The organism is Paenibacillus sp. FSL W7-1088 (assembly GCF_037969855.1).
Taxonomy (GTDB): domain Bacteria; phylum Bacillota; class Bacilli; order Paenibacillales; family Paenibacillaceae; genus Paenibacillus.
In genome coordinates this window covers 6,417,763-6,436,609 of sequence record NZ_CP150216.1, presented here as the reverse complement: position 1 = coordinate 6,436,609, position 18,847 = coordinate 6,417,763, and the positions used below count along the sequence as shown (strand labels likewise).

The 18,847-nt window shown below is 48.0% G+C and carries 12 protein-coding genes; all 12 read left to right on the top strand.

Translation table 11 applies throughout. The annotated features are described in order from the left end of the window. The first annotated feature begins 39 nt into the window (after positions 1-39). Positions 40-252 (top strand): hypothetical protein, encoded by a 213-nt coding sequence (locus tag MKY42_RS29185; protein WP_090903589.1) that lies wholly within the window; start codon positions 40-42, stop codon positions 250-252. Between the two features lie 272 nt (positions 253-524). After that, positions 525-1,691 carry a trypsin-like peptidase domain-containing protein gene (locus tag MKY42_RS29180; RefSeq protein ID WP_339846610.1) on the top strand — a complete coding sequence of 389 codons (1,167 nt, stop codon included), beginning with the start codon at positions 525-527 and terminating at the stop codon, positions 1,689-1,691. A gap of 43 nt (positions 1,692-1,734) precedes the next feature. Beyond that, positions 1,735-3,633, top strand: a complete 1,899-nt coding sequence (locus MKY42_RS29175) for a stalk domain-containing protein (RefSeq protein ID WP_256222280.1) — start codon at positions 1,735-1,737, stop codon at positions 3,631-3,633. Positions 3,634-4,144: 511 nt separating this feature from the next. Continuing rightward, complete coding sequence (locus MKY42_RS29170) at positions 4,145-6,658, top strand: DUF3656 domain-containing protein (RefSeq protein WP_339846607.1); 2,514 nt, start codon at positions 4,145-4,147, stop codon at positions 6,656-6,658. A 173-nt stretch (positions 6,659-6,831) separates the two neighbouring features. Continuing rightward, positions 6,832-10,452, top strand: coding sequence for a DEAD/DEAH box helicase (locus MKY42_RS29165; protein ID WP_339846605.1), 3,621 nt, complete (start codon positions 6,832-6,834; stop codon positions 10,450-10,452). Between the two features lie 81 nt (positions 10,453-10,533). Beyond that, positions 10,534-11,412, top strand: a complete 879-nt coding sequence (gene galU, locus MKY42_RS29160; RefSeq protein WP_179262867.1) for a UTP--glucose-1-phosphate uridylyltransferase GalU — start codon at positions 10,534-10,536, stop codon at positions 11,410-11,412. Between the two features lie 181 nt (positions 11,413-11,593). Beyond that, positions 11,594-12,142 (top strand): dTDP-4-dehydrorhamnose 3,5-epimerase, encoded by a 549-nt coding sequence (rfbC, locus tag MKY42_RS29155; protein ID WP_064641968.1) that lies wholly within the window; start codon positions 11,594-11,596, stop codon positions 12,140-12,142. Between the two features lie 55 nt (positions 12,143-12,197). Beyond that, positions 12,198-13,223, top strand: a complete 1,026-nt coding sequence (rfbB, locus tag MKY42_RS29150) for a dTDP-glucose 4,6-dehydratase (protein WP_090903595.1) — start codon at positions 12,198-12,200, stop codon at positions 13,221-13,223. Beyond that, positions 13,220-14,101 carry a dTDP-4-dehydrorhamnose reductase gene (gene rfbD, locus MKY42_RS29145; RefSeq protein WP_339846596.1) on the top strand — a complete coding sequence of 294 codons (882 nt, stop codon included), beginning with the start codon at positions 13,220-13,222 and terminating at the stop codon, positions 14,099-14,101. The genes rfbB and rfbD overlap by 4 nt, the downstream gene beginning before the upstream one ends. Positions 14,102-14,291: 190 nt before the next feature. Beyond that, complete coding sequence (locus MKY42_RS29140; protein ID WP_339846593.1) at positions 14,292-15,167, top strand: phosphatidylinositol-specific phospholipase C/glycerophosphodiester phosphodiesterase family protein; 876 nt, start codon at positions 14,292-14,294, stop codon at positions 15,165-15,167. 281 nt (positions 15,168-15,448) lie between these two features. Continuing rightward, the gene (locus MKY42_RS29135) at positions 15,449-16,144 is read left to right on the top strand and encodes a heptaprenylglyceryl phosphate synthase (protein ID WP_339846589.1); all 696 of its coding nucleotides are present in this window, start codon (positions 15,449-15,451) and stop codon (positions 16,142-16,144) included. A 292-nt stretch (positions 16,145-16,436) separates the two neighbouring features. Then, positions 16,437-18,800 (top strand): DNA helicase PcrA, encoded by a 2,364-nt coding sequence (pcrA, locus tag MKY42_RS29130; protein WP_339846586.1) that lies wholly within the window; start codon positions 16,437-16,439, stop codon positions 18,798-18,800. Positions 18,801-18,847 lie beyond the last annotated feature (47 nt).

Here is an 18,847-nt window from a genome sequence, read left to right as displayed (position 1 = left end):
GTTTAGCTGTTCAACTATGGTGAGGAGGTCTGTCTATCCATGCTGTTTGCAGAAGCTGCCGCGGCGAGTACTTCAAATTTTAATGCGTTTGATATTTTTGTCATCTTATTTACGATCCTGATTTTCATCGGAGTGGTCCGTCTGATTCGCGCGCCGAAGAAGAATTTGTTTGCTATCGGATTTGCAGTGGTTAGTCTGTTGGTATTTCTTTTGACGGACTATGCCATGATTACCGGTTGGTTTGGTTCGTAGAGACAAGGCTGGACTTATTTGAAAGCAGCAAGTAGAAGAACAGACAAACACTTTCCAGGGAATGAAGGAGGGTGTTTTTTTGTGTTTTGCAGAGTGGTTCGAACAATACGGTCTTCTCTATTGAAATTAGGTCTTAAAGCGATTGTATAGGAATAATTTGTATGTTAAATTTGAGGATACCGGTATTGCAGATAATAGAGAAAGAGATTCAGTCATGGATCATATGGTTCGGTTGCATAACGGAGGATATATAGAGAGGGTTAGGTGAGAGAATGAGAGTGTTGGGGAAAAAGGGTGTAGCCATACTAATGGCTGCTGTACTCTCGATCAGTGTTGCAGCAACTGCTGGAGCAGCGGAGTCTTCATCAGGTATGCAAGCCAAAGTGGTAGATGGACAAGTCTATGTTAGTTCAACGGATTTGGTCAAAGCGCTTGGAGGAAGTGGGCAATATGACGCCAAATCTGGAACGTTTCAGTATAAGGGCAGTGAAGCAGTTCCAAAAGTAATTGAAAAAGTATCTCCTTCTGTTGTAGGCATTATCGGCAAATCTACTGAATCACAGGATGGCGTCACATCGGATCGCTATAACCTGGCTCATGGCACTGGCGTGATCATCCGCTCCAACGGCTGGATTGTAACGAATGCCCATGTAGTTGATGGATTAATCAATCCTTTGGTCGTGACGACGGATGGCAATACATATAAAATCACCAAAACATACAGTGACCCGTTAAGCGATATCGCTCTAATCAAAATTAATGCTAAATCTCTTAAACCGGCGACCTTTGCCAAAGCTTCACAAACAACCGTTGGAGAAACCGTCATTGCTATCGGCACACCGATTTCCTTCTCTTTGCGTAACTCGGCGACAGTGGGCGTAATCAGTGGTCTTAATCGGGGAGTGGAGGCAACATATCGGTTGATTCAAACAGATACGGCCATTAACCCGGGTAACAGCGGCGGACCGCTGGTCAACCTGAAAGGTGAAGTTGTGGGTATTAACTCTATGAAATTTTCAGCAGTAGGTATCGAGAGCATGGGATTTTCGATTCCAGTAGATACCGTCCAATATATTATTAATCAGTTCTTTGAATACGGAAAAATCAAGCGTGCAAGCCTCGGCTTGCAACTGGAAGAGAGCTGGTCAGCGATTGTGGGCCTGCCTACAGATGATCCTTTGACGATTACGGGCGTGCTGTCTGCTCAAGCGAAGAAAGCCAAAATCAAAGAGGGAGATGTGTTATACAGTGTGGCAGGCACACGTGTGTCCTCTGTGGTGGATATCAATGAGTTGCTCAAAACGTATCTGCCAGGACAGAAGGTCAAACTGTTAATGCAAACGGACGGCGATATTATCACTCGTACGGTGGTCCTTGCTGATCGAGCGGATATCCAAGAAGAGGAAGATGAGCAGTTCCCTGTAGAAGAAGATCAATAAAGCCCGGCGAGCCATCCGGATCCAGAGAGGACGAATGAACGGAATGAAAAAAACATTTTTACGTGTGCTGAACACAGGTGTGTTAGCCGGGATGCTGAGCATTGGAGCGGCATTGCCTGCGTGGGCATCCGATCTTACAACGAGTGAGCTGCGGATCACAGCAGGTAGCACGAGCGCCTACATCAACGGCAGCAAACAGACAATCGTGAAACCATATAAGTTCAAAGGGGTTACGATGGTCCCTGTCGGTGTATTCAAGAAAGCTTTTGGCAGCGAGATCCGACTGGAGAAGAATGATGTGGTCAAAGTGAAGGAAGGTCCGCATACAGTCACCTTAACGATTGGCAGTTCGATTGCCTGGGTGGATGGAGTCAAAAAAGAGATGGGCGCTGCTCCAAAAATGGTGAATGGCGTGCTCATGGTACCACTTCGCCCAATAGCTGCGGGGATAGGCGCTACACTTGCCCCAAGCAGCTCAGGAGAAATGGTCATTCGATTATTGCAAACGGATGAATCGACGGATGAGGACGAGGGCGGCATTAATCTGGACGAAGGCAAAACGAGAATTGGTAACAGTTATTACGGCTGGTCCATTAATTACCCATCCGACCTCATGATTTTGCAAACGGGTGAGCAGGAGCGCATGATGACATTTGGCGCGGAGGACAGCAGTTATTATCTTGAAGTGTACGTGAGTGACCAGGATGTGAGTCTGGATTCGGATGATTTGTTACAGCAGCTTGTTCAGGAAGCAAAAGAAACCGGAGATACGGTGCTCGATCGGGAATCGATTGCCAAAGGGAAAACCCCTTATGCCCGGATTGTGGTTAAAGATGCGGACGGGGTGTTATGGGAAATGCGCCAATATATCCATGATGGTCGCCAATATGACGTATACCTCGCGGACTATGAAGCTCTGAATTACAAGGATCTGGGCAAGCGTGCAGCACTGCTCAATTCATTCCAGCCTACGTATGTTCAGTCCGATCGTACAATTAAGGATCTTTCAACCGTGGATGAGGGTATGCGCTCTACCTGGAATGACGATTATGGCATTGAACTGAAGATTCCAGCAGGCTGGTCTATGGACAACAACCAAATGATATACGAAGCCAAGGATGGTGCATATCTGCAGCTGCGTGTTACATCTGCACCGAAAGGTGCGACGGTCAAAGAGTGGAGCGGCCAACTGGACAAGTGGATGCGCGAGACGTTCACGCCGGATAGTTATGAACCGATAGGTTCGTATACGATGGATGTATCAGGCGAGACTGCTGAGGTGAATGAGTTCCGTTATAACTTTGGAGATGGATGGCAGACGGAGTTCGATGTTCTTTTGCAAAAAAACGGTTATCGCTATTATGCAGAGTATACGTTCCCTGAGGAGCAGACAAAGGACCGTGAATGGTTTAAGAGTATCATGAAGAGTGTCGTGATTGATTTTGATACCGTATCCGATAATTTCGGCCAGCTGGATGAAGACCCGTATTTGACGGATAAAACAAAAGCTGTGACACGAACGTCCAAACGTTATCATTACAGTGTTGATATTCCACGTTACTGGACGCCGTACAATGATCGGTTTGAGTATTCTCCTGTTGTGTATACCTTCACAGGTGGTCAATTCTCCATTGCCGCGAGTGAGGACAAATCCATTGAAATGACCGTCAGTCAACTTAGAGAGGCATATACGGAAGCAACCAAAACGCGTAAAAACTTCAAGTTGCTTAGCAGTGAGGAGTTGACGTTTGCGGGTGTGCCTGCGTTTTCCTTTATCTATCATGAAGTGGACAATGGTGTGCCGTATACCGGACGTCAGATCGTGTTTGAACAGAATGGAACGACTTATACGATTACGAGCGGGCTGAATGATGCCAACAAGACGGAAGTGCAGGCAGCAGCGCTGGAAAAAGCCGTGAACTCATTTACTTTTATTAAATAATGCAAAATGCTGAAACAACAGAGATGCAATTTGCCGGAGGGTCGAGAGACCTTCCGGTTTATTTGGTTTCTATATAAAAAAATGGACATTTACACTGGAACGAAGAGTGCAGAACCGATCTGAAGAAGCGAAAGCTACAAGCTTTCTGAAGGAAAGCTGCATCGGAAGCATATGCTACGTGTTTATCGAGCGATCGGAAGATGGTACTGCAATCGGAGTGTCTAGTGTAAAGTTTAATGGAAATGAAAATGATAAACGGTTTTTTCAGGAAAGCGTAGAAGAGTCGTTGCAGAAGTGGTACACTATACTAGTTCAGGAGTTATGACTGCTGTTCTGAAAAATAAGAATGACTGTAGGCTTGGGAATCAGGCAATACAGACATAATGTATAGATATAGCGATACAGTGACAATGCAGGCGTATGGATCAAGGTACAGGATGTTAGCGTACAGGGTACAGGGCACAGGGCACAGGGATGAAATCCGGCTATGCCGGTTATGGGGAGGATACACATGAAAACAGCAACAATACGAAGAGAAGACGTTGAGCTTCTGGCACCCGCAGGTGACTGGGATTGTATGCGTTCGGCGGTAGCCAACGGCGCGGATGCGATTTTCTTCGGAGTCGAAAAATTTAATGCACGGGCACGGGCGAACAATTTCCGTATGGACGAGCTGCCGGAGATTATGGCGTTTTTGCACAGTTATGGCGTAAAAGGTTTTTTGACCTTTAATATATTGATTTTTGAAAATGAATTGACGGATGCCAAAGAACTGATTGATGCTTGTGTCGATGCAGGTGTGGATGCCGTAATTGTACAGGATTTGGGTCTGGTCAAAATGATTCGCGAGATCTCGCCTGATTTCCCGATTCACGGTTCCACCCAAATGACGATTACGTCACCGGAAGCGGTGGAGTTTACGAAGCCGTTTGATATGGAACGTGTCGTGCTCGGACGGGAGAACAACCTGAAGCAGATCCAGAAGATCGGAGAACAGGCGAAGTTGCCGATGGAAGTATTTGTTCACGGTGCGTTGTGTGTATCTTATTCTGGGCAATGTTTGACATCTGAAATGTGGGGTGGACGCTCCGCCAACCGTGGGGAATGTGCACAGGCTTGTCGTCTGCCGTACGACCTGATGGTAGATGGCGAGCATAAACCAATGGGCGATGTGGCGTATCTGCTGTCTCCGAAGGATCTGGCTGCGATTGACTTGATGCCGGAACTGATCGAAGCGGGCGTAACTTCCTTCAAAATCGAAGGACGTCTCAAAACGCCGGAATACGTGGCCAACGTGGTTAGTAAATACCGCAAAGCGATCGACCGTTACTTTGATGGAGATAACACTCCTCCAAGTAAGGAAGAAGTTCGTGAATTGCAGCAGAGCTTCTCTCGTGGATTCACGCACGGTTTCCTGGACGGAACGAACAATAAACAACTCGTTGACGGTACGTTCCCGAAAAGCCGTGGTGTCTATCTGGGTCGTGTAGACCAGGTATTGCGTGATGGTGTCGTCCTGAAGCTGGATGCACCAGTGAAACGTGGAGACGGAATCGTATTTGATGCCGGAGATCCAACGAAGAAGGAAGAAGGCGGACGTGTCTACGATGTACGTCGCAAAGGCGTGAAGCTTGAAGGCGAAGCCGAGGAAGGCTGGATCGTGGACGTTGTACCCGGCCGTAGTGATGTGGACCTGCGCCGCGTGAAAGTTGGCGACAAAGTATGGAAAACGAATGATCCGGCGCTGGACAAACGTCTGCGTCAGAGCTTTGAAACCGAGAAGCCTTATCGCATCTTCCCGGTAAACGTAAAAGTTATCGGCAGCCCAGGGCAGCCACTTAGTACATGGTGGACGGACGTGCAGAAGGGCACGACGGTCCGTGTGAATTCCGAGATGGAACTGGATATTGCCCAGAAGCGTCCAATGACGCACGAACTGCTCGAAGAGCAATTCGGACGTCTGGGCGGCACTGTGTTCCAGCTGGAAGAATTGGACGTCAACCTGCACGGTGACGTCATCATCCCGATGCGCGAGTTGAATAACATTCGCCGTCAGGCGGTGGAACAACTCGCGGGCGAGCGCCCTAAACCGCCCGTCTACGTGAAACGGGCGGTGGAAGTCTACGGCGATGCGGTTAAACCGGCAGCGCCAGTTGCTCGCGGTCATGCGGAGCTGACCGCGCTCTGCCGCAGCCTGCCACAAGTGGAGGCAGCGCTGGACGCGGGTGTCGGCATGATCTACGCCGACTTCGAGTTTATCAAGCAGTTCCCGGCAGCAGTGGAAGCTGTTCGTGCCGCAGGCCGCAAGATTGCGTTGGCAACACCACGCATTCATATGCCTGGCGAGAACGGGTATCACAACAACATCCTGCGTTTGCAGCCGGATGCTGTGCTTGTACGTAATACGGGTGCATTGTACTTCTACTTGCGCCATCGGATGGAGAATCCGGATGCGAAGCACCCTGAATTGATCGGTGACTTCTCGCTGAACATTGCCAATCACAAAGCAGTGGAACTGTTCCTGGAAGCAGGTTGTGACTGGATTACACCTTCTTATGACCTGAACATTCAGCAAATGGTTGATTTGCTGGGACACTCCCGTACAAGTCAGACAGAAGTCGTTATTCATCAGCATCTGCCGATGTTCCATACCGAGCACTGTGTGTACTGTACGTTTATGAGTGAAGGAACGGACTATACGAACTGTGGACGTCCATGTGAAGATCACCGGGCTTCCTTGCAAGACCGGATCGGTATGTCCCACCCGGTACGTGTGGACGAAGGCTGCCGTAATACCGTGTATAATGCAGTGGAACAATCTGGTGCTGAATACCTGACCAACTTCATGGATCTGGGTGTATCCCGTTACCGTGTGGAATTCCTGGAGGAAACTCCAGAGCAAGTGCGCGAGGTTATTGATCTGTACAACCGTGCTCTGCGTGGCGAGATCAGTGGTACACAAGTTTGGAAAACACTGAAAGCAACAAACCAGCTTGGCGTAACGCGTGGTCAACTGGTGAAATAATAGATCGAAACTGGAACAATCAGCAACGCAACAGGCATGAAAGTTTGAAGCAACCCCAATCTCTGCTTTACGGAGCTCTTGGGGTTTTTTCTATAAAAGAGACTTGAATTATACCGATACTAAATTCGTATGTGGTATCTTGTTTGTCAGAGTAATATAGGAGGCGAAGAACCGTGGCGCCATTCACGATGATGGATATCAAATTGCTGTGCGGGGTCACGGCATTCAAACGGGGAGAAGCGTATAACCAATCTGGCAGGGTGACCAACCTGGTCGCCAGTCACGATGAACGCCATTACGAAGCTGTGGTTCGAGGTACAGAACGATACAAAGTAACGGTTGATCTGGATGATGCAGGTGAGGTGGTTGCCGGATGCAGCTGTCCGGGCGATGGGAGATATTATGACTATTGCAAACATGTGGCTGCCGTTTTGCTGGCGATCCATGAATGGGGAGAACAGCGTGACACGGGCTCTCAAACATCGTCGAAGCTGGTGTCTAAACCTGATCGTGGCTCCGCTTCCAGAGTAGGAACGCTGGTGGAGGAGAAGGAGTGGGAGCGTCCAAACTCCATTTCAAATACCGACTCAGTAATGAATGTGGGATCTCATTCAACTTCATCTGCTCAGGCCTTTGCAGCCGAGCCATTGCCTTCCGATTCCAAGCTTGATGACCATGCGGATAGGGATCGTCCGTCTGTGCATTTCGCTCAAGCAGGTCGTCCAAGCTCTGCTCCTGGATGGGGCAGATCAGCAGATAAACCTTCGTACCGCACAGCCGATCAGATTCTTTCCATGTTTGCCAAAGAACGCAGCCCCCTGCAATCAAATGATCGTAAATACACTGCGCCTGTAACCCGGTCTTCATTGCGGGAGGAGCTGCAGCTCCAATTTATATGCAAGCTTGTGCAAGTTCACAAAGGCGGAGCCAAGCTCGCACTCGAACTGAAGGTCGGAAATAAACGGCTGTATGTCGTTCAGAAAGTGAAGCAATTCCTGAATTGCATTGAGAATGGTGAGCCAATGTCGTTTACCAAGCTATTTTTCTATGACCCTTCAATGCATTATTTTAGTCCCCAGGATCAGGCCATCCTGTCTATGCTTATCCGGATGAGGCAGAGTGAGGAGGCTTACCGCGAATCCATCTCCGGTTACTTGGGTGCTTCAGACGGAAGAGATATATTGATTGCTCCTCTGGTCTGGAAGCCTCTATTGGATTTGCTGCTTCAGGCAGATAGCCGGATGGAGGGAACAGGGTTAGCGAATGGACCGCTCACTTTGGGTGAGGGGGCACTGCCTTTATTTTACCGTATTGCGCAGGGGACTAATGAAGGATATCAGCTGGAGATCTCCGGATTGCGTGAGTTGATTCTTCTTCCAGCCTATGATGCTGCCGTAGTGGAAGGGCAATTGCATATGTTGGAGCCGATGCAGATGCGAAGTCTGGAGGATTTGAGCAGAGCGCTCACTTCTTATGGAATCAAGGAAAGTATCGATATTTCAGCTCAGCAGGTGGATGAATTTGTGCAGCATGTAGTGCCGGAACTACGTACACTTGGACATCTGTCCATCGACTCCCAGGTGAGAGAACGAATCGCAGAACCGGAGCTTGCGCCAAAGTTGTATATCGATTTCTACCGAGAACGGATTACTGCGCGTCTGGAGTTTGATTATGGTGTAATGGTGATTAATCCGCTGGCCGAATATTTGATCGATGAGGAAGAGAAAAAGGTGATTTTGGTACGTGACCGTCATGCGGAGCGTAACCTGATCGACCGACTAGATCGCTCTTTCCTGGAACGGGATGGCAGTGTATGGGCAAGTGAACGAGAAGATGCGGTATACGATGTGATGTACCATCTGCTGCCAGAGCTTGAGAAGCAGGTAGATATCTATATTCCGAATGCGGTGAAGGCCATGGTGCAATCTTATCCGACACCGCCCAAAGTTCGTGCAGATCTGGGCAAAGGCTTGGATTGGCTGGAGATCTCATTCGAGATGGAAGGTGTAGATGAGCTGGAGCTTCAGGAAATTATGCGCAGCATTGTAGAAAAGAAACCGTATTTCCGCTTGCGCAGCGGTGTGTTTGTCTCTCTCGAAAACGAAGGAGCGGACAGCTTCGCACACATGGCGGATTCGCTTGGACTTGCGTCGGGTGACATCAAGGGCAGTCATATTCGGATGCCGGCAGTTCGAGCGTTGCAGCTTCCTGGCCGGGACGAGGTTTCGGGCCATGTGAAGTGGGGAGGTTCCCTGAAACGTTTCCTGGATGATCTTCGTGATCCCGAGCGGATGGATTTTGCACTGCCAGATACGCTTGCTCCTGTGCTGCGTGATTATCAGGCGAGTGGATACCAGTGGCTGCGTACACTCGCATTTTACCGATTTGGCGGCATTCTGGCAGATGATATGGGACTTGGTAAAACGCTGCAAAGTATCGCCTATATCGCGGCAGAACTGAAAGAAAAGCCGAAACTGCACATTAGCAATCCAGGTGATGCTGATTACACTGTCGATGAGGGAACTTTCGAGAGTAACATCCCAGATGAAGTGCAGGCCGGAATGTTAGACCAACAACCTGCTCATCCCCCGGTACTCGTCGTTGCACCCGCTTCATTAACGTACAACTGGGCGAATGAATTTGCCCGTTTTGCACCGCATTTGCGAGTACTGATTGCAGCAGGTCAAAAAGACGAACGAGCCAGTATGCTCGAAGGTATGGATGACGCAGATGTCATTGTGACGTCCTACCCGCTATTGCGCCGCGATCTGGACACATATCTCGGAAGAACGTTTCATACGCTTATTTTGGATGAAGCCCAGGCGATCAAGAATGCTTCTTCCCAGACGGCTCAGGCTGTTAAACAGATTCAGGCGCCACGTCGCTTCGCTCTTACAGGAACACCCGTGGAAAACTCATTGGATGAGTTGTGGTCAATCTTTGAAGCCGTCTTCCCGGGTTTGTTTCCAAGTTATCGCAGATTCCGGGATCTGCCTCCTGAACGGATCGCGCGAATGGTCCGTCCGTTTATTCTCCGCCGTCTGAAGAAAGATGTGCTGGAGGAATTGCCGGATCGTATTGAAACCGTACAACGCTCCGAGCTGAAGGACGAACAGAAGAAACTGTATGCCGCGTACCTGTCACAGCTTCAGGATGAGACATCAAAGGATATGGAAGAGAACGGTTTTCAGAAGAACCGCATTAAAATTCTGGCTGGTATTACACGCCTGCGCCAGTTGTGCTGTCATCCGGCTCTCTTTGTGGAGGGGTATCAAGGGGATTCCGGGAAAATGGAACAGCTGCTGGAGACGGTGCAGGATTGTCTGGCTGCTGGCAAGCGAATTCTCATCTTCTCCCAGTTCGCTAGCATGCTGAATCTGATTCGACAGACGCTCGCTGCACAGGGGAGAGATTTGTTCTACCTGGATGGTCAGACACCTGCCCAGAGTCGGGTAGAAATGTGCCGCAGATTCAATGAGGGCGAAGCCGAACTGTTCCTGATCTCGTTGAAGGCTGGCGGTACCGGATTGAATTTAACGGGTGCAGATACAGTTATTTTATATGATTTGTGGTGGAACCCCGCAGTTGAAGAACAGGCCATTGGACGTGCCCATCGTATGGGACAGAAACAAGTCGTACAGGTTATCCGCCTCGTTACGGAAGGTACGATTGAGGAGAAGATTCTGGAACTGCAGCAGCGCAAAAAAGATTTGATTGCCGAAGTCATTGAACCCGGAGATCGAGGATCGACTACCTTATCCGAGCAGGATATCCGGGAACTGCTGATGGTATAATGAAGTCCAATCGCATTGGAGTTTGCCATCATTTAATATATTTAAATATGACTCTAGCAAAAAAAAGGAGTGGGGCTCAGCATGCACATCCGTAAAGCAATTATTCCAGCAGCCGGGCTCGGTACACGGTTTCTGCCTGCCACGAAGGCGATGCCCAAGGAAATGCTGCCCATCGTCGATAAGCCGACGATTCAGTACATTATTGAAGAAGCTGTGGCTTCAGGCATTGAGGATATCATTATCGTGACAGGTAAAGGTAAACGGGCCATCGAGGATCATTTTGACTATTCATTCGAACTGGAACAGAACCTGGCTGGTAAACAGAAATGGGATCTGCTGAATGAAGTTCGCAAACCCTCCGAGATGGCAGACATCCATTATATCCGTCAAAAGGAACCGAAAGGTCTTGGACACGCCATCTGGTGTGCCCGCAAGTTTATCGGAAATGAACCATTTGCTGTCTTGCTAGGAGATGACATTGTGGAGTCCAATCATCCCTGTCTTCAGCAAATGATCGAAGTCTATGATGAATTGCAATCTCCGATCGTAGGTGTACAGCCTGTTGATTGGAGCGAAGTGTCACGTTACGGCATTGTGGATGGGGAATTGCTCTCTCGCACCGAAGATCGTGTGTACCGCGCGCGTCGTTTGATCGAGAAACCGAAGACGGATGAATCACCTTCCAATCTGGCGATTATGGGACGTTATATTCTGACGCCAGATATCTTCGATATCCTAGGTCAGCAGTCTGCTGGCGTGGGTGGAGAAATCCAATTAACGGATGCCTTGTCCCGTCTGAATGACCAACGACAGATTCTTGCCTATCACTTTGATGGCCTACGTCATGATGTTGGGGAGAAACTTGGTTTTATTGAAACCACGATTCATTATGCACTTCAGCGCCCGGATTTGCGGGAGGATTTGTTGAAGTATTTGGAGCAGATAGTACAGAACAAATAGAGAAATAGCTATGATTAAACCCAGCCGAAAGTTAGACACCGGCTGGGTTTTTATTCTTTTATGGAACAGTATTGAAATATCATGATTTAACCAGGCCAATGAACGATCACTTGCCCGACGCCTTACATATACATAGATTAATATGAAGAAATGCTGTTAATAGCAATAACGGAGGGATAACATGAAGGTGATTCCGCTGTTTATGGATGGCGCAGCTATATTGGAACCTAAGGTTTATGGCGATCATCGGGGATATTTCATGGAAAGTTATAATGAACGTGTTCTGTATGAAAATGGTATACATCATGTATTCGTTCAGGACAATCAATCCCTGTCCGCAGAAGCTGGAGTTCTTCGTGGACTTCATTACCAGCTTCAGCCCAGAGCACAGACCAAGTTGGTCAGAGTTATATCTGGAGCCATTTATGATGTTATTGTAGATATTCGTACCACTTCACCAACCTTCGGACAGTGGAAAAGTGTCATTCTCAGTGAGTATAATCAGCGGCAGTTGCTTGTCCCTCAAGGTTTCGCTCATGGATTCTGTACACTGGTGCCACATACACAGGTGACATACAAGGTGGATGCATACTATTCGCCTGAACATGACAGGGGTATTTTGTGGAACGATCCAGCGCTCGGAATTGATTGGCCTGTGTCGGATCCCATTCTCTCCGAGAAAGATCAGAAGCATCCTTTACTTCAAGGAGCGGAACTGAATTTTGGGTAACTAAAACAAGCTTCTCGGATCGTACAGTATCTGGGGGCAGAAGGAGAGAGATAACATGAAACTGCTCGTTACTGGAGGGGCTGGATTTATTGGCAGCAACTTTGTGATGTATATGCTTCGTGAACATCCTGATTATGAAATTGTTAACGTGGATTCCTTAACGTATGCGGGCAACCTTGAGAATTTGCAATCGGTAGAATCGAATTCTCAATATACGTTTATCCGAGCGGATATCACTGACGTACAACAGATGGAACAAATTATCTCCCAAGGGATCGATGTAATCGTCAATTTTGCGGCTGAGTCTCATGTGGATCGCAGCATTCTGTCCCCGGATATTTTTGTGCGCACCAATGTACTTGGAACTCAGGTGTTGCTGGATGCCGCGAAAAAATATCAGGTTACCAAATATGTTCAGGTGTCTACGGATGAAGTATATGGCTCGCTTGGTCCAACAGGTTTGTTTACAGAAGAGACGCCTCTAATGCCGAACAGTCCTTACTCTGCCAGTAAAGCGGGTGGGGATTTGCTTGTAAGAGCGTATCATGAAACCTTTGGTTTGCCTGTAAACATTACACGTTGTTCGAACAATTATGGACCTTTCCAATTTCCAGAGAAGCTTATACCGCTTATTATATCTCGTGCATTAAATGATGAGGCTATTCCTGTCTATGGGGATGGGCTTAATATTCGTGATTGGCTCTATGTAGAAGATCACTGTAGTGCTATCGATCTGGTCATTCATAATGGCAAGATTGGAGAGGTATATAACATCGGGGGAAATAATGAACGTACTAATATATATATTGTTGAAAAGATTCTAGAACAACTAGGCAAACCTGCAAGTTTGATTCAATATGTAAAGGATCGACTGGGCCACGACCGACGTTATGGGATTGACCCGACCAAATTGCATACCGAACTTGGCTGGAAGCCCGTGCACAATTTTGAGACAGGGATCAAGGAAACCATCCAGTGGTATCTGAACCATCAGGAATGGTGGACACGAATTCAATCGGGTACGTATCAAGATTATGTAAAGCTTCAGTATGGTAATCGAATGGGTGATCCTGCAGAATGAAGTATAGAGTGATGGTTACAGGGGCTGCGGGACAGCTCGGATACGACGTTGTAAAGACCTTTCAAGCAGGTGGTCATGATGTCATGGCCTGTGACAGGGATCAATTGGACATTACAGACCAACAGCAATGCAGAGATACCATTAACGCTTTTCAGCCTCACATCATCGTTCATTGTGCTGCCTATACAGCCGTTGATAAGGCCGAGTCAGATGAGGATATGGCGTACACAGTCAATGTAACAGGCACTAGAAATATAGCCGTTGCTGCAGAGAAAGTGAAAGCCAAACTGATCTATATTAGTACCGATTACGTATTTGATGGCACCGCAACGAGACCTTATCAGGAATTTGATTTGACGAACCCGCAGACCGTGTATGGCAAGTCAAAGCTTGCCGGAGAGAGATTGGTCGAGAGTCTCTGCACGCGATGGTTTATTATACGAACATCCTGGGTGTTTGGAGTACGCGGCAGCAATTTTGTCAAAACCATGCTGGAACTTCTGGAGAAGCGTCCCCGACTGCAGGTGGTTCATGATCAACAAGGGTCGCCCACATATACTGTGGATTTAGCCAGACTCGTGAGTAACCTTTCATTAACTGAGAAATATGGTATCTACCATGCCTCTAATTCTGGAACATGCACCTGGTATGAATTTGCACAGGCGATTGCAGAAGAAGCATCCAAGCAATCCAGATTCAAACAGAATGCTGTTCTCGAGCCGTGCACCACCGGACAATTCCCACGTCCTGCTCCTCGACCTCAATATTCCGTAATGGATCATCTCGCTATTCGTACAAACGGTCTGCCACCCATGAGAGCTTGGCGTGAAGCTTTGATCGCATTTCTGAATGAATTGAGTGTACAACAAGCCGAATAGATGCTGCTTCTTATCCATCCGAAATACTGCACCCCTAGATTTAACAGCCGCCTTCGGGCGGCTTTTTGTTTTACACCTCTCCAATCAGGGTAGTTAGCTATCAAAAAGGAAATACCGCACATGCTTCGTCATATCATAATTATCATACTTTCTTTCTTCCCTACCACCTTACTAAGGATGTGAACGCCATATGAAACGAATTGCAGCCGTCATTACACTACTCATTGTAACCGTGGGCACACTCTTTTTTGCCTATGACAGTCAAAGTGAGGAGCAGCATGATGGGTTTACGGCCTATCGACTGATTGCTCATGCCATGGGCAGTATCCGTGAACAGCCTTACACCAACGCCTATGAGGCGATGATTGCCAATTATGAGAAGGGCACACGTGTGTTTGAGATTGACTTTATGCTGACCTCGGACCGTAAAGCAGTAGCCAGACATGAATGGACCGCCAACATGAGCAAAATGCTGGGACAGGACGAGGAGTTACCCGAAGACAAACAGGCTGGAGCATTGACACATGATGAATTTATGAATACGCCCATTCTGGGCATGTACCAACCGATGGATGCCGAAGGCATTATGGATGTACTGGCCAAGTACCCGGATATGTATATCGTGACTGATACCAAAGAACAGAAGGACGAGGATATTCAGCAGGTGCTAAAATCACTCGTGGACGCAGCCAAGAAACATGACCCTTCAATCCTTAATCGGGTTGTAGTTCAGATCTATAACGAGCCAATGCTCGAAACCGTGAAAGAAATCTATGCGTTTCCTTCTATTATCTATACTCTTTACGCTACGCAGGATACTGAAGCTCAGGTGGTTGATTTTGTACAAAAGAATGACATCGATGCCGTAACCATGCCGGAATATAAAGTAAACCAGAATTTTGTTGCCAAGCTGAAGCAGGCAGGAGCCGTCACCTACGTGCATACCATTAATGACACCGACCAGGTAGCGAACTATGAGAAATGGGGCGTGTACGGCGTGTATTCGGATGTATTAACCGAGCAGGAACTGGATGAGATGAACACACGTTTTGCCTGGAAGCCTTAAGTATTAAATAGTGCTTCAAATCATGCAGTTGCTCCTACTTGAGACTGTTTAACCCCACCTAAGATATGCATGTTCGTGTCCGTAGTAACACCAGGCCTGACTTAATTTTTGGTGCATTACACCCCTGCCATCTGAAATTACAGGCTTCTCCTGCAATTCCAGGGAAAAGTCTGTGATTTTTTGTTCCCCTTTTTATACGAACATTGACACTCACCCCCTGCTGACTTAGACTTAGTTTACAAGCTTTTTAGGATGCAGAAGAACCTCTGGAGGAATGTTCGTTGATAGACATGATTAAGCAGTGGAGACATGTATTTAAGCTAGACCCGGACCGGGAAATAACGGATGAAGCACTCGACCTGATCTGCATGTCGGGAACCGATGCCATTATTGTTGGCGGGTCTTCGGGAATTACCTATGACAACACGGTGGACCTGATGTCCAGAGTACGTCGCTACGAGCTGCCCTGCGTGCTTGAAGTATCCGAGCTGGAGGCAGTTGTGCCTGGTTTTGACGGATATCTGATTCCGATTGTGCTGAATGCAACGGATAGCAAATGGATGATCGGACAGCACCAGCAAGCCATCGAGCGTTACGGATATCTGATTCCATGGGATTTGCTTATTGCAGAAGGCTATATTGTCCTCAATGCCGAATCCACTGTTGCCCGAATGACCGGAGCGGATACGGAATTAACGACGGATGCTGCAGTTGCTTACGCCCAGGCTGCGGAACGTCTGCTGAACCTGCCTATCGTATATATGGAGTACAGCGGAACGTTTGGAGATATGGAGCTGGTTGGAGAGACACACAGACAACTCACCAAGGCGCATCTCATCTATGGCGGCGGGATTGATAGTCCGGAGAAAGCTGGACAAGCCGCACAGGTCGCAGACACCGTAGTGGTTGGCAACATTGTTTACAGTGATTTGAACAAGGCGCTGGAGACGGTCCAAGCTGTGAAACAATCCGTTTAATCGGTTTAGTTTACCATTCCCCCAATTTCCCCTCTTGATCTGTTAAAATAGAACTTTGACCTTACTAATTAAAAAGTTATATTAAGCACAATTACGTTTACACAATAACGGAGAGGGCAGAACCAATCTGAAGAAACGAAGTGGTCGTGTTTATCACCGGATTTTCCCTTTGAAGAAGGGGATCAAAAAATCTGGGGATAACAACGATCGGAAGATGGTACTGCCATCGGAGTGACAAGTGTAACCTTCTGATTTTGCTTAACCGATTAACCAACGAAAGGAGCATGCATGCATGCAACCTGTAAATATACATGATGCCGTTGCACGGCTTAACCCCCCTCAACGGCAAGCCGTCGAGGCGACGGATGGACCGCTATTGATTATGGCCGGAGCGGGCAGTGGCAAGACCCGGGTGCTCACACACCGGATTGCCTATCTTATTGCAACACGCAAAGCACCCCCGTGGGGCATTTTGGCTATTACGTTTACGAACAAAGCAGCACGCGAGATGCAAGACCGGGTATCCCAACTGGTTGGCGGCTCTCAGGGTCGTGACATCTGGGTATCAACGTTCCACTCCATGTGCGTGCGTATTCTGCGCCGTGACATTGAACGCATCGGCTTCACCTCCAATTTCAGCATTTTGGATTCATCTGATCAATTATCTGTAATCCGTAGCTGTATGAAAGACCAGAACATCGACACCAAGAAATTTGAACCAAAAGCTGTTCAATCGATGATGAGTACCGCGAAGAATGAATTGATCAGTCCGGAGCAATATGAGAAGCAGGCTGCTGACTATTTTGAAGGCATTGTGGCGAAAGTGTATAAGATGTACCAGAAACGGCTCCGTGCTAACAACTCGCTCGACTTTGACGATCTCATCATGGCGACTATTCAACTTTTCAAAGAGGTACCGGAAGTTCTCGACTTTTACCAAAAGAAATTCCAGTACATTCACGTGGATGAGTACCAGGATACCAACCGTGCGCAGTACATGCTGTGCCGTATGCTCGCTGATAGTCATCACCGCATTTGCGTCGTAGGGGATAGTGACCAATCAATCTACCGCTGGCGTGGAGCGGATATCAGCAACATCCTGAATTTTGAGAAAGACTACCCTGAAGCCAATACGATTTTGCTCGAGCAGAACTATCGTTCCACTTCGAATATCCTGAATGCAGCGAATGAGGTAATCGGCCTGAATACTGGGCGCAAACCGAAGAAACTGTGGACGGACAAAGAGGGTGGCTCCAAGATCAAGGTGTACCGTGCGGATTCCGAACATGATGAGGGGTATTTTGTAACTTCCGAGATTAGTAAAAATGTGAAGAACGGCAAATCCTATCAGAACCATGCCATTTTGTATCGTACCAACGCCCAGTCCCGGGTTATAGAGGAAATTCTGATCAAGTCTGATATTCCGTATCAGATCGTTGGCGGCATCAAGTTCTATGATCGTAAAGAGATCAAGGACATTCTGGCGTATCTACGCCTGCTTTCCAACCCTGATGATGACATCAGCCTTACCCGGATTATTAATGTACCAAAACGCAGCATTGGTGATACAACGGTAGCGAAGCTGGCAGCTGCAGCAGGAGAACGAGGGATTTCAATATACCGTGTGCTTCAGGTCGTGGACGATCTCGGTTTTGCCGGTCGAACGCGGAATGCGCTGGTGGAGTTCTATGACATGATCGCCGCGCTGCATCAGATGGTAGAATACTTGTCTGTGACCGAATTGACCGAGAAGATTCTCGAGATGAGCCAGTACCGACTTGAGATGCAAAATGAAAACACACTCGAATCCCGTGCACGGCTGGAGAATATTGATGAGTTCCTGTCCGTTACCATGGAATTTGAGAAAAATAATGAAGACAAAACGCTCGTGTCGTTCCTCACCGATCTCGCACTGATTGCGGATATCGACAGCATGAACGATGATGAAGAAGATCAGAGTGACGCCGTTACCCTGATGACGATGCACAGTGCCAAAGGTCTGGAATTCCCTGTCGTCTTTATCGTTGGTATGGAGGAAGGTGTGTTCCCGCACAGCCGGGCCTTTATGGATAACGAGGAGCTGGAGGAAGAACGCAGACTGGCTTATGTGGGCATTACGCGTGCGGAAGAACAACTCTTCCTGTCTTGCGCACAAATGCGGACCTTGTTCGGACGCACAACCGCGAACCCGCCTTCACGCTTCCTGGATGAAATTCCGGATGAGCTCAAAGAAGATACCTCCATCGCTCGTGACCGCTATCGTCGTGGTAGCAGCGCAGGGGGATCATATGGTGGCCGTGGACTTGGTGCAAGTGGAGGGAGCAATTTTGGTGGCGGAGCAAGCAAGCTGTTTGATCGTCAGAGCCAAAGCGGTTCTTCCGCTTCGTCAGTTACTTCCTCACGGGTTACCATGAGTACGTCGTCCAGCACATCCAGCACGCCTGCCCCGTCGTCGGCATCTAAACCGGTTGCTGCCGGAGCTGGTTCTGATGGTTTCAAAGCAGGAGATAAAGTACAACACGGAAAATGGGGAACAGGTACCATTGTTGGGGTGAAAGGCTCGGGTAATGACACAGAGCTTCAGATCGCATTCCCGGCCCCGGTTGGCCTAAAACGTCTGCTTGCAGGCTTTGCCCCAATCACCAAAGTGGAATAGATATTCATGAACGAACGTAGAGATTGCTCTAACGTTCGTTCTACATA

What these genes read in the sequence shown, in the direction of transcription:
- MKY42_RS29185 (WP_090903589.1), top strand. Translation starts at nt 40, where the DNA reads ATGCTGTTTGCAGAAGCTGCCGCGGCGAGTACTTCAAATTTTAATGCG.
- MKY42_RS29180 (WP_339846610.1), top strand. Translation starts at nt 525, where the DNA reads ATGAGAGTGTTGGGGAAAAAGGGTGTAGCCATACTAATGGCTGCTGTA.
- MKY42_RS29175 (WP_256222280.1), top strand. Translation starts at nt 1,735, where the DNA reads ATGAAAAAAACATTTTTACGTGTGCTGAACACAGGTGTGTTAGCCGGG.
- MKY42_RS29170 (WP_339846607.1), top strand. Translation starts at nt 4,145, where the DNA reads ATGAAAACAGCAACAATACGAAGAGAAGACGTTGAGCTTCTGGCACCC.
- galU (WP_179262867.1), top strand. Translation starts at nt 10,534, where the DNA reads ATGCACATCCGTAAAGCAATTATTCCAGCAGCCGGGCTCGGTACACGG.
- rfbC (WP_064641968.1), top strand. Translation starts at nt 11,594, where the DNA reads ATGAAGGTGATTCCGCTGTTTATGGATGGCGCAGCTATATTGGAACCT.
- rfbB (WP_090903595.1), top strand. Translation starts at nt 12,198, where the DNA reads ATGAAACTGCTCGTTACTGGAGGGGCTGGATTTATTGGCAGCAACTTT.
- rfbD (WP_339846596.1), top strand. Translation starts at nt 13,220, where the DNA reads ATGAAGTATAGAGTGATGGTTACAGGGGCTGCGGGACAGCTCGGATAC.
- MKY42_RS29140 (WP_339846593.1), top strand. Translation starts at nt 14,292, where the DNA reads ATGAAACGAATTGCAGCCGTCATTACACTACTCATTGTAACCGTGGGC.
- pcrA (WP_339846586.1), top strand. Translation starts at nt 16,437, where the DNA reads ATGCAACCTGTAAATATACATGATGCCGTTGCACGGCTTAACCCCCCT.